The 11,397-nt window shown below is 65.0% G+C and carries 10 protein-coding genes and 1 pseudogene; 7 read left to right on the top strand and 4 right to left on the bottom strand.

Translation table 11 applies throughout. The features are described 5' to 3' along the window. A pseudogene (locus VK804_RS33000) lies at positions 1-120 on the top strand (IS110 family transposase); the annotation flags it as partial. Between the two features lie 50 nt (positions 121-170). Here the strand turns inward: VK804_RS33000 and VK804_RS14740 are convergent. Continuing rightward, positions 171-1,283, bottom strand: a complete 1,113-nt coding sequence (locus VK804_RS14740) for an AI-2E family transporter (protein ID WP_325371558.1) — start codon at positions 1,281-1,283, stop codon at positions 171-173. A gap of 233 nt (positions 1,284-1,516) precedes the next feature. Between VK804_RS14740 and VK804_RS14735 the strand changes: the two genes are divergently transcribed. The 3 genes from VK804_RS14735 to VK804_RS14725 all read left to right on the top strand — a co-directional run bounded on the left by VK804_RS14735 (position 1,517) and on the right by VK804_RS14725 (position 3,488). Beyond that, entirely contained in the window at positions 1,517-2,305 is a 789-nt protein-coding gene (locus VK804_RS14735) for a L,D-transpeptidase (RefSeq protein WP_325371557.1), read from the top strand. A 30-nt stretch (positions 2,306-2,335) separates the two neighbouring features. Beyond that, positions 2,336-3,010 (top strand): DUF2865 domain-containing protein, encoded by a 675-nt coding sequence (locus VK804_RS14730; RefSeq protein WP_325371556.1) that lies wholly within the window; start codon positions 2,336-2,338, stop codon positions 3,008-3,010. A 322-nt stretch (positions 3,011-3,332) separates the two neighbouring features. Further along, on the top strand, positions 3,333-3,488 hold the full coding sequence (locus tag VK804_RS14725; RefSeq protein WP_325371555.1) for a Thivi_2564 family membrane protein: 156 nt from the start codon (positions 3,333-3,335) through the stop codon (positions 3,486-3,488). Between the two features lie 82 nt (positions 3,489-3,570). Here VK804_RS14725 and VK804_RS14720 read toward each other — a convergent pair whose 3' ends face one another. The 3 genes from VK804_RS14720 to cysD form a co-directional block, all read right to left on the bottom strand. Beyond that, positions 3,571-5,733 carry a malate synthase G gene (locus VK804_RS14720; RefSeq protein ID WP_325371554.1) on the bottom strand — a complete coding sequence of 721 codons (2,163 nt, stop codon included), beginning with the start codon at positions 5,731-5,733 and terminating at the stop codon, positions 3,571-3,573. 163 nt (positions 5,734-5,896) lie between these two features. After that, on the bottom strand, positions 5,897-7,813 hold the full coding sequence (gene cysC / locus VK804_RS14715; protein ID WP_325371553.1) for an adenylyl-sulfate kinase: 1,917 nt from the start codon (positions 7,811-7,813) through the stop codon (positions 5,897-5,899). A 19-nt stretch (positions 7,814-7,832) separates the two neighbouring features. Further along, entirely contained in the window at positions 7,833-8,627 is a 795-nt protein-coding gene (gene cysD, locus VK804_RS14710) for a sulfate adenylyltransferase subunit CysD (protein WP_325371552.1), read from the bottom strand. A gap of 254 nt (positions 8,628-8,881) precedes the next feature. On the opposite strand from cysD, the gene cysG reads away from it, so the two are divergent. The 3 genes from cysG to VK804_RS14695 form a co-directional block, all read left to right on the top strand. Next, positions 8,882-10,318, top strand: coding sequence for a siroheme synthase CysG (cysG, locus tag VK804_RS14705; RefSeq protein ID WP_325371551.1), 1,437 nt, complete (start codon positions 8,882-8,884; stop codon positions 10,316-10,318). Beyond that, positions 10,315-10,632 carry a DUF2849 domain-containing protein gene (locus VK804_RS14700; RefSeq protein ID WP_325371550.1) on the top strand — a complete coding sequence of 106 codons (318 nt, stop codon included), beginning with the start codon at positions 10,315-10,317 and terminating at the stop codon, positions 10,630-10,632. Before cysG ends, VK804_RS14700 begins: the two co-directional genes overlap by 4 nt. A gap of 12 nt (positions 10,633-10,644) precedes the next feature. Then, positions 10,645-11,397, top strand: a 753-nt coding sequence (locus tag VK804_RS14695; RefSeq protein ID WP_325371549.1) for a nitrite/sulfite reductase, incomplete at its 3' end; no start/stop codon positions are given.

Genomic DNA, 11,397 nt, shown 5'->3' with positions numbered 1-11,397 from the left:
CTCATCGCCAAGGGCAAACCGCCCAAAGTTGCCCTCATCGCCGTGCTCCGACGCCTCGTCGTCTTCGCCAACGCCGTGCTCAGGTCAGGCCAGCCCTGGAAAGGCGCCTCCGCCACTTGACATGCAACACGGTAGATCCCGGCGTTCGCCGGGACGACAGACCGTCACCCCTACGGCAGTTGCGGGTCATCCACCGGCAGCAGGTATTCCTTCAAAATGAGGCCGACGATCAAAAGCGGCGAGGACAGGAAGCCGCCCATCGGTCCCCACAGCCAGGTCCAGAACGCCAGCGCGATGAAGACGGCGAGCGCGTTCAGCTCCAGCCTGCGCCCGATGATGGTCGGTGTGACGAAATGTCCTTCCAGGAAGGTGATACCGATAAAGGCCAGCGGCGCGATCAGCCCGGCGCTGATGGTGGGGTATGCGACCACGCCGACCGCGACGAGGATCACGAACATCGCCACCGGGCCGATGATCGGAAAGAAATTCAGGGTCGCGGCCAGTGCGCCGAGCCCGGCGGGATTGGGCATGCCGGCGATGGCGCAAACCAGGCCGGTGGCCGCGCCGACGCCGAAATTAATCATGGTCACGGTGAGCAGATAGCCGCCGAGCTGGCCCTCGATCGCGTTGAGGATGCGCAGCATCCGCAGCCGCGCGTCGTGGTCGCCGAAGGTCATGATCAGCGCGCGGCGCAGGTCGCGCCAGCTGGCGATGAACAGGATCAGGGTGGCGATGAACAGCAGGAATTCGGTGAAGGTCGGCGACAGGAATTCGAGCGCCGGCTGCACCCAGTCGATTTTCGGCAGCTGGAAGGACGCAGCCGGCAACGTATCGGATACGCCGAGCATGTTCTGCAGCTCCTGCCACAGCGCCAGAGGCCGGTCGAACACATGAAGTTTCTCCTTGAGCTGCGCACCCAGCTCCGGCAGGTGCCGGCTCCATTCCATCAGTGGCGAGGAGATCAGTCCGATCATGAAGGTTGCGCCGGCGCCCACCGCGGCCACGATCATCACCGCCGATACCGCGCGGGGAATCCTGTGCCGCTCGAGCAATCCCGCGGCCGGCGACAGCATGGTCCCGACGATGAACGCGGCGACGACGGGGAGAAAGAACGCCTTCGCGACATAGAGTACGGCGACGACGGAGATCACCAACAGCGCGAGCAGCGCGAAGGCGACCAGCTCCGCGCGCCGGATCACCGGCGGCTGTTCGCCCTTACCCTCGGGCAGCGGCGTACCGGCCGTTTCCCGGCCAGACCCGCGGTCGTTGGGAAGGATACGCAACTGGTTCTCCCCGGGTGCGGGCTTGATCGTTGAATGAGCCGCGAACGCATGCGTGGCGCCGGCTCCGGCCGCAACAACCCGTCCACCCGGCAGGAGTTCCATCGCGGGAATGTGAGCAGGGCGGTTCTTGACACGGCCTGATCTATTCGAGTCGCGACGGAACTGTGGAGCCTCGGTGGCGTTTGATCTGACAGAAGCATCAACGGGATGCGCTTTCCGCATCGGGGCAGATCATGAAACAGACATTCGCAGGCAATCGCAGGCTTTCCTCGCGCGCGGTGAGCGCGCTGGTCGTTGGCGCGGCGTTGACGCTGTCGCCGTTCCTTTTCTCCAGCCAGGCAAGCGCGCAGGCGCTCAGCTATGCATCCACAGTGCCAAGCGGGTTTCCATCGGACAATGCCATGCAGCCGGACCAGCCGGCGCTGACGGATGAAGACAGCGTGCTGCCGGCGCGGCTGCAGCGGACCGAGGTCGCGCTGGACAGCCGCGAGGCCGCCGGCACCGTCATTATCGATACCGGCAACACCGTGCTCTATTACGTGCTCGGTGGGGGCCGCGCCATCCGGTACGGCGTCGGCGTCGGCCGCGAAGGCTTTACCTGGGCGGGTGTGCAGACCATCAGCCACAAGGCGGAATGGCCGGATTGGCATCCGCCGGCGGAGATGATCGCGCGCCAGCCCTATCTGCCGCGCTTCATGGCCGGCGGCCCCGGCAATCCGCTCGGCGCGCGCGCGATGTATCTCGGCGCCAGCGAATACCGCATCCACGGCACCAACGATCCCACCACCATCGGCAAGTTCGTGTCCTCGGGCTGCATCCGCCTCACCAATGACGATGTCGCCGACCTGTTCAGCCGTGTCGATGTCGGCACCCGGGTCGTGGTGCTGCCGAAGAACGGGCCGCATGTCGCAGCCAGGGCGATCGGAGAGCGCGACGCGTTCGCGGCCGGCCAGCGTCCGCTCCTGACGACGGTGTCGACGGGACGGCAGGCGGTGAACCTTTCGACCTCGTCGCTGTATTGACGGGCGGGCTTTTCGGTTTCGGAGGCTGACATGCTGACGGTATCGGGCAAGCGAATGGCGTTCGGCGCGGCGGTCGCAATCTGTGCGCTGACGCTGGCGCCGGCGGCACAAGCCTGGGATTTCTTCTCCGCACTGTTCGGCGTGTTCGGCGGCGGTCATGCGCGCGCGCCCATGATCCGGATGCCCTATGCCGGTGAGACGCCGCCCGATGCCGCCGGCGGCGATCCTGTCACCTTTCCGCCAAACGACATCCCGCGTCTGCGCGCCTATGGCGGCGGCGCGGCGTTCTGCGTACGGACCTGCGACGGGCGCTACTTCCCGCTCGCCGCCTCCGATCGCGAGAGCCGCGCGGCCTCCTGCAACAGCTTCTGTCCGGCGAGCAAGACCGAGGTGGTCTATGGCGGCAATATCGACAACGCCGCGACCGAGACCGGCAAACCCTATTCCGAACTGCCGAATGCGTTCCGCTATCGCAACGAAATCGTCGACGGCTGCACCTGCAACGGCAAGGACCAGTTCGGGCTCGCGCCCGTCAGCGTCGAGAACGACCCGACAATCCGCAAGGGCGACCTCGTCGCCGGTGCCGACGGGCTGATGGTCGCGAGCGGCGGTGCCGACAGACGCCATGCGCAGCTGAATTTCTCGCCGGTCCCGAAATCGGCGCTGGCGCGCTACGGCCGCGTGCCGGTGGTGGCGCGGGAGTGATTGTTTGCGGTCCCGTCATCCCCGCGCAACGGCTTCGCCGTTGTCGCTGGAGGCGCGAGCCTTGCGGTGCGCTTGCACCGCTGGGCGAGCCTCGAAGGATGCGCGGCTCCAGCCGGGCCGACGTCCTTCGAGACGCCGCGCAAGAGCGCGGTTCCTCAGGATGACGGTCGGCCCATCGGGTGATCTCCTGGGTGGCGGTGCCCTGTTTTCTGCACGGCGGCGGCGATCGCGGGAGGCCGGGTTCCTCGGCCTGGAACCGGGAGGCCCGGCCAGGCGTTAGCGAACCGTTAATTCGCATCAAGCGGTTTCAGGGGATTTTCAGATGCTGATCAGCATACTCATCACGTTTCTCGTCATCATCCTGGTCTTGTACCTGATCAACCTGTTGCCGCTCGACGGCCGCGCCAAGCAGATCGCGCGCGTCGTGGTGATCATCCTCGGCGTGATTTCGCTGCTGAAATATATCGCGGTGTTCTGACGCAATTGCGTAGCCCGGATGGAGCCAACGGGTCGGCGCGCAGCGCCGCCCCGTTGGCTCCATCCGGGCTACGAATGCAGAATCAGCCCGCCGCCTTGGCCTCGCGGCGGCGCGCGGTCAGGATGTATTCGGTGTAGCCGTTCGGCTGCTCGCGGCCCTTGAAGATCAGGTCGCAGGCCGCCTTGAAGGCGACCCCATCGAAGGAAGGCGCCATCGGCCGGTACAGGGGATCGTCGGCGTTCTGCTTGTCGACCACGGCCGCCATCCGCTTCAGCGATTCCATCACCTGCTCTTTGGTGATGACGCCCTGATGCAGCCAGTTCGCCAGATGCTGGCTCGAGATGCGCAACGTGGCGCGGTCTTCCATCAGGCCGACGTCGTGGATGTCAGGCACCTTGGAGCAGCCGACGCCCTGGTCGATCCAGCGCACGACATAGCCCAAAATGCCCTGGCAGTTGTTGTCGATCTCCTGCTTGACGTCGTCAGGCGCCCAGTTCGATTGCGACACCGGAATGGTGAGGATGTCGGACAGCTTGGCGCGCGGGCCGGCCTTGGCCAGTTCCTGCTGCCGTGCCTGCACGTTGACCTGGTGATAATGCAGCGCATGCAGCGTCGCTGCGGTCGGTGACGGCACCCAGGCGGTGGTGGCGCCGGCCTGCGGATGCGCAATCTTCTGCGCCAGCATGTCCGCCATCTGGTCGGGCGCGGCCCACATGCCCTTGCCGATCTGGGCATGGCCCGGCAACCCGTCGATCAGGCCGACATCGACGTTCCAGTCCTCATAGGCCTTGATCCAGGGCTGCTCCTTCATGTCGTTCTTGCGGATCATGGGACCTGCTTCCATCGAGGTATGGATCTCGTCGCCGGTGCGGTCGAGAAAGCCGGTATTGATGAACATGATGCGCTTGAGCGCGTTTTGGATGCAGGCCTTCAGATTGACCGTGGTGCGGCGCTCCTCGTCCATGATGCCGACCTTGATGGTGTTTTCCGGCAGCGACAGCATCTGCTCGACCCGGCCGAACAGTTCGCAGGTCAGCGCCACCTCGTCGGGCCCGTGCATCTTCGGCTTGACGATATAGACCGAGCCGGTGCGGCTGTTTCGGGTCTTCGAATGGCCCTTGAGATCGTGGATTGCGAGCAGGCCGGCGACCGCGGCATCCAGGAAACCTTCCGGAATTTCGGCGCCGCTGGAATCCAGCACCGCGTCGGTGAACATGTGATGGCCGACATTGCGCATCAACAGCAAGCTGCGCCCGTGCAGCGTGATCTCTCCCTTGCCATCGGGCGAGGTGTAGACCCGATCGGGATTGAGCGCGCGCTTTAGCGTCTTGCCGCCCTTCTCGAAGTCGGCGGACAAGCTGCCGTCCATCAGGCCCAGCGTATTGCGATAGATCAGCACCTTGTCGTCGGCATCGACCGCCGCGACCGAGTCCTCCATGTCCAGGATGGTAGAGACCGCCGCTTCCAGGATCATGTCGGCGACGCCGGCCGGATCGCCCTTGCCGATCATGTGGCCGCGATCGATCCTGACCTCGATATGCATGCCGTTGTTGACCAGCAGGATCGCCGACGGCGCCGCCGGATCGCCACGGTAACCCGCAAACTGCGCGTTGGATTTCAGCGCGGTGGCGTTGCCGCTCTTCAGTTTGACGGCAAGCTGGCCGGCGATCACAGCGTAGGAGGTGACATCGGTGTGGCTTCCGGTCGCCAGCGGTACCGCTGAATCGAGGAAGGCTTTTGCCTTTGCAACCACCTTGGCGCCACGGGCCTTATCGAAGCCTTTGACTTCGTTCGGCTCGTGCGGGATCGCGTCGGTGCCGTAGAATGCATCGTAGAGGCTGCCCCAGCGCGCGTTCGCCGCGTTCAGCGCGTAGCGCGCATTGGTGAGGGGAACGACGAGTTGCGGTCCGCAGATCTTTCCGATCTCCTCGTCGACATCTGATGTCTCGACCTTGTGCGTCGGCGGCTCCGGCAGCAGATAGCCGATCTCCTCGAGGAAGGCCGTATAGGCCTTGATGTCGAACGGTTTGCCCTTGTTGGCGCGATGCCAGCCGTCGATCCTGGCCTGCAGGGCGTCGCGTACCTTGAGCAGCTCATGATTTCTGGGCGCGAGATCGCGGAGGATGGCGGCCAGTCCAGCCCAGAATGCATCGGCCGAAATCCCGGTATTCGGGGTGGCTTCCTTGGCGATGAAATCGAACAGAACGGGAGCGATCTTCAATCCGTGGGCTTCGACACGATTCATAATCAGGTTTTTCTCATGAGATGCCGCGAATACGCGGTGTTCAGGAAACAAACGATAAAATGCCCCGGCAAGGGGCATTGTTCCGGGCCTTTTAGCGCTAAATCCAGGGCCGTGAGAAGGCCTTTGGCGGCCCTCGACTGCCCATAACAGAGGCCGGCAACGCTCAAATATTGGCGGCGAGGTCGACGAGTTCGTCGAACAGGATGCCGGTCCGAACCAGCATTCGCTCGATCTCCTCGATGGCTTCAGCGACCGAGCGCCTTGAGGTGTCGATGGTCAACTCGGCCTCCGCCGGCGGCTGGTAGTCGTTGCCGATCCCGGTGTAGGCGTGCAGGGAGCCCGCGCGCGCCTTGGCGTAATGGCCCTTGGGGTCGCGGCTTTCGCACACCTCGGCCGGCGTTGCGATGTAAATCTCGCGGAACGCCTGGTCTGCGATGCGGCGCGCCGCGGCGCGATCCTCGCGCGCGGGCGAGACCGCCGCGACAATGGCGATGTGTCCGTTGCGGGCGAGGTGGGTGGCGACTTCGGCGAGCCTGCGGATGTTCTCGCTGCGGTCGAAGGCTGTAAAACCGAGATCGCTGTTGAGGCCGGCGCGCAGGGTGTCGCCGTCCAGCAATACCGGCGAGCCGCCATTGCCGAACAGCCGGCGTTCCAGCGCGCGCGCCAGCGTCGATTTTCCGGAAGCCGGCAGCCCGGTCAGCCAGAGCACGGCGCCGGCGTGACGGTAGCGCGCCGAGCGTTCGTCGAGACGCAGCGCGGATTCCACCGGCACGATGTCGACGGGAATGGCGCGCTGCCCGGCGTCGACCGACAGCACGAGGCCGCCGCCGGCGATGCGGCCATTGACTTCGATCACCAGCCGTCCGGTGCGGGGATTTTCCGAATAGGGATCGGCGGCGATCGGCTGCGCCAGCGCAATGTCGATCTCGCCGACATGGTTGCGCGCGATCGATTGGGTCTCGACGCTCGACAACTCGCCGGGATCGACCGCCTTCTCGATTGCGACCACGGTGGCGCGGGTTTCCCTGGTGCCGAGGCGGACCAAAATGGCGTCACCCCTTGCCAGCGGCCTGTCGTGCAGCCAGAAAATCCGGGCGCGAAGGCGCCGCGTATCGCGCGGGCTGTCGCCGACATGGGCGATGACGTCGCCGCGCTCGACGAACAATTCGCGGTCGAGCGTGATGCCGACCGACCGGCCGGCGGTCTGCGCACCCCTGATCGGCGTCACCGGCCAGCCCTCGACGCTCCTGATTTTCGCGATCTTGCCGGCGGGCATGATGACGATCTCGTCGCCGGCGGCGAGGCTGCCGGACTCGATGCGGCCCGCGACGATGCGGCGGTCGTCGAATTTGTAGATCGCCTGCACCGGCAGCCGCAGCGCCAACTGCTCCAGCGGCCGCGCCGGCTCCAGCGCGTCGAGCGCTTCCACCACGGTCGGTCCCCTGTACCAGGCATTTCGCGGCGTGCGCTCGGCAACGCCGTCGCCGTCGCGCGCCGATATCGGAATCACCGCCGAGGGCGTGAGCCCGAGGCCGGCGAGGTGTGCCGAAATCTCGTTGCTGATCTCACCGAACCGTGCCGCGGAAAAATCGACCCGGTCCATCTTGTTGACCACGACGGCGACCTGCCTGATGCCGAGCAGATGCAGGAGATAGCCGTGGCGCCGGGTCTGGTCGCGCACGCCTTCCAGCGCGTCGATGATCAACACGGCGCCATCCGCCTGCGAGGCGCCGGTGATCATGTTGCGCAGGAATTCGGCGTGGCCTGGGGCGTCGATCAGCACGATGTCGCGCGAGCCCGTGCGGAAACGGATCTGCGTGGTGTCGATGGTGATGCCCTGGTCGCGTTCGGTCTGCAGCGCATCCAAAAGGAACGACCATTCGAACGGCATGCCGCGCCGGGCGCTGACGGCCTTGAGCATTTCCAGCTTGCCCTCGGGCAGGCTGCCGGTCTCGTGCAGCAGGCGCCCGACCAGGGTCGACTTGCCGTGATCGACATGGCCGACGATGACGATGCGCACTTGGGGCCGCGTGGTGCCGTTCGGCGTTGCGGATGTCGCGGCGGAGACGATCATGTTCATCGGCGCACCCAATGTCGGTTCAGAGATAGCCGGCGACGCGCAGCCGCTCGAAGGCGTCTTCGGTTTCGTGATCGAGCGCGCGGCCGGCGCGTTCCGGCACTTTGGTGCCATCGAGTTCAATCAGGATCTCGTCGATGTTCGATGCCGTCGACTTCACCGGAAACGTGATGTCGGCATCGCCGAGCGAGCGATAGCGCCTGCCGCCTTTGGCGAGATAAAGCGGAATGATCGGGATGTTTTCGCGCTTGGTATAGGCCCAGATGTCGGCCTCGGTCCAATGCAGGATCGGGTGGATGCGCAAATGCGCACCTGGCGGCGGCGAGGCGTTGAACTGGTCCCAGAATTCCGGCGGCTGGTCGCGCACGTCCCATCCGCCCTCCAGCCCGCGCGGCGAGAACACGCGTTCCTTGGCGCGGGTGGCTTCTTCGTCGCGGCGAATGCCGGCGATCAACCCGTCAAAGCCGTATTTGGCGAGCGCGAGCTTTAATCCTTCCGTCTTGCGCGCGGCGGAGCGCGCCGCCGGCGGCAGGGTCGGATCGATCGTCTCCAGCGGGGGGCAGGGTTCGATCCGCAGATCGAGCTCCCACTCCTTGCCGTAGCGGTCGCGGAACGCGTACATCTCCGGAAATTTCTTGCCGGTATCGACGTGAAGCGCCGGGAATGGCACGCGGCCGAAGAAGGCCTTGCGCGCCAGCCAGATCATGACATTGGAATCCTTGCCCAGCGACCACAGCAGCGCGAGCTTCTTCAGCCGCGCGAAGGCTTCGCGGAAAATGTAAATGCTCTGCGCTTCCAGCGCGTCGAGGTGATCCATTGACGGCGCCGGCAGGCGTCCACCGGCTGAAAGTTGCCGCAGCGGAACTGGCTCGGACGTGTCAGCCCAAGGCAACCGCTGTTTTCCCTGATCGTTGTCGAGAAGATGCATCTCTCGCCCTTGGCCTCTAGGGGTGAAAATTCTATAGTTGCAGTGCAATAGAGAAGAAAGAATTTTCTCTTTGCGGGCATTGAACGAGACATATATAGAAAATAATTCCAGTCAACCCCGGATGTCGGGCAAGCGAGTGTCGCATGCGATTTCTGCCGGTATTTCTAGATTTGCAAGCCGGACCGGTGCTGCTGATCGGCGCTGGCGATCCGGCGCGGGCGAAACTGCGCCTGCTCGCGGCCGCCGGCGCGCGTGCGCGGTGGTACGCGACAGATGGTGATCATGATCTTGATGGGTTCTCTGCCGATGACGTAGCTCGGATCGAGCGCCTCGAGGGCGATCCGCTCGCGGCCGATCTCACCGGCCTCATTGCGATCGTGTGCGCGGGCGCTGATGACATTGGACCGGCGATGTCGGCGCGGGCCAGGGCGGCAGGACTGCCCGTGAACGTCATGGACGACCCCTCGCATTCGACGTTCATTTTCCCTGCCATTGTCGATCGCGGCGATGTCGTGGTCGCCGTCGGTACCGGCGGCGCCTCGCCCGTGGTGGCGCGCCGCGTGCGCGAAATGATCGAGGCCGTCCTGCCGGCGCGCATCGGCGACCTCGCCGGTTTCATCGGTCGCTGGCGCAAGGCAATCCATGCCCGCATTCCCGAATTTTCGTTGCGGCGCCGTTTCTGGGAGAACGTTGTCGATGGCCCGATCGGCGCACTCGTTCTCGCCGGGCGCAAGGACGAAGCCGAAGCCGCGCTGAATGTCATTTGCGATCCGTCGGCCTTCGCCGGCGCGCTGCTGTCGGGACAGGCCGAGGGCAGGGTGACGCTGGTCGGCGCCGGTCCGGGCGATCCGGATCTGCTCACCGTCAAGGCGCTGCACGCGCTGCAGGACGCCGACATTGTTTTCCACGATGAACTGGTCTCGCCCGAAATTCTCGATCGCGCCCGCCGCGATGCGGCGCGCATTCCGGTCGGCCGCCGCGTCGGCAAGCCCGGCATCGGCCAGCACGCCATCAACGCCCTGATGATCCGCGCAGCCAAATCGGGACAGCGCGTGGTGCGGCTGAAGGGTGGCGATCCCTTCGTGTTCGGCCGCGGCGGCGAGGAAGTCGAAGCGCTGCGCAAGGCCGGCGTTGCCTATTCGGTGATTCCCGGAATTACCGCGGCGCTTGCCGCCGGCGCGCAATTCGAAGTGCCGCTCACCTTCCGCAACGAAGCGCTGCGCATCACCTGCCTCACTGCGCACCAGGCCAAAGACGCCGAAGCCGTCGACTGGTCAGTTCTGACCGACGAGAAAATGACGGTCGTGGTCTATATGGGCATGACGGCAGCGACGGCGGTCCGTGCCGGGCTGCTGGCTGCGGGCCGCTCGCCGCAAACGCCCGTCGGCGTGGTCGCGCGCGTGACCCGGCCCGACGCGCAGGCCGAAGTCGGCACGCTGAGCCAATTGCCCGATCTGGTCGAAAAGATCGACGGCGGTCCCGCCCTTCTCATCATCGGCGACGTGGTGGCGCATTCCGCGCCCTGGCGCCAATCCGATCTCGCTCAACTGGTCTCTTATTTTCAGGAAGCAGCCGAATGACCTCCCCGCTCGAACAGAAGAAAATCAAAATCGCCGGCCCGTCGGTGGTGACCGCCAACCGCACCTGGGACGGCATCGTGATCTACCGCACCGACCGGCACAACTGGTCGCCGAAACTGTCGGACGCCGCCATCGTTCGTACCTCGGATGAGGCACGCGCGCTGCTGGCGGAATCGGCCGCCGACGATGTCGGCGCGGTCGGCGCCTATATCGCGCCGGTCGAGATCAAGGAAAGCGGCAGGATCAAGCCCGGCAATCTGCGCGAACATATCCGGCTCCAGGGCGTCACCATCGACCTGCCGGTTCCGGCATAAGGCCAAACCATCATGTACGCATATGACGAACTCGATCGCACGCTGATCAATGAACGCGTCGAGGAATTCCGCGACCAGGTGAAGCGGCGTCTTTCCGGCGAGCTCACCGAGGACGAATTCAAGATGCTGCGGCTGCAGAACGGCGTCTATCTGCAGCTGCACGCCTATATGTTCCGGATCGCGATCCCCTACGGCACGCTGTCGTCGCAGCAGTTGCGGCGGCTGGCGCATGTCGCGCGGCGCTACGACCGCGGCTATGGGCATTTCACCACGCGGCAGAACATCCAGTTCAACTGGATCAAGCTGGCCGAATTGCCGGATGCGCTGTCCGATCTCGCCGAGGTCGGCATCCACGCGATGCAGACCTCGGGCAACAACACGCGTAACGTCACCTCCGATCAATGGGCGGGTGTGGCGCCGGGCGAGATCGAGGACCCCCGCATCTGGTCGGAGCTGTTGCGGCAATACACGACGCTGCACCCGGAATTCTCCTTCCTGCCGCGCAAGTTCAAGTTCGCGATCACGGCTTCCGCGCACGACCGCGCCGCGATCAAGGTTCACGATATCGGGCTGCGCCTGCACAAGAATGCACAGGGCGAGACCGGCTTTGAGGTCCTGGTCGGCGGCGGGCTGGGCCGTACGCCCTTTATCGGCAAGACGATCAAGCCGTTCGTTCACGGCCGCGATCTGTTGAGCTATGTCGAGGCGATCCTGCGCGTCTACAATCAGTACGGCCGCCGCGACAACATCTACAAGGCACGCATC

The sequence above is a fragment of the Bradyrhizobium sp. genome, from assembly GCF_035484855.1.
GTDB lineage: Bacteria > Pseudomonadota > Alphaproteobacteria > Rhizobiales > Xanthobacteraceae > Bradyrhizobium.
This window is presented reverse-complemented; position numbering and strand designations above follow the sequence as displayed.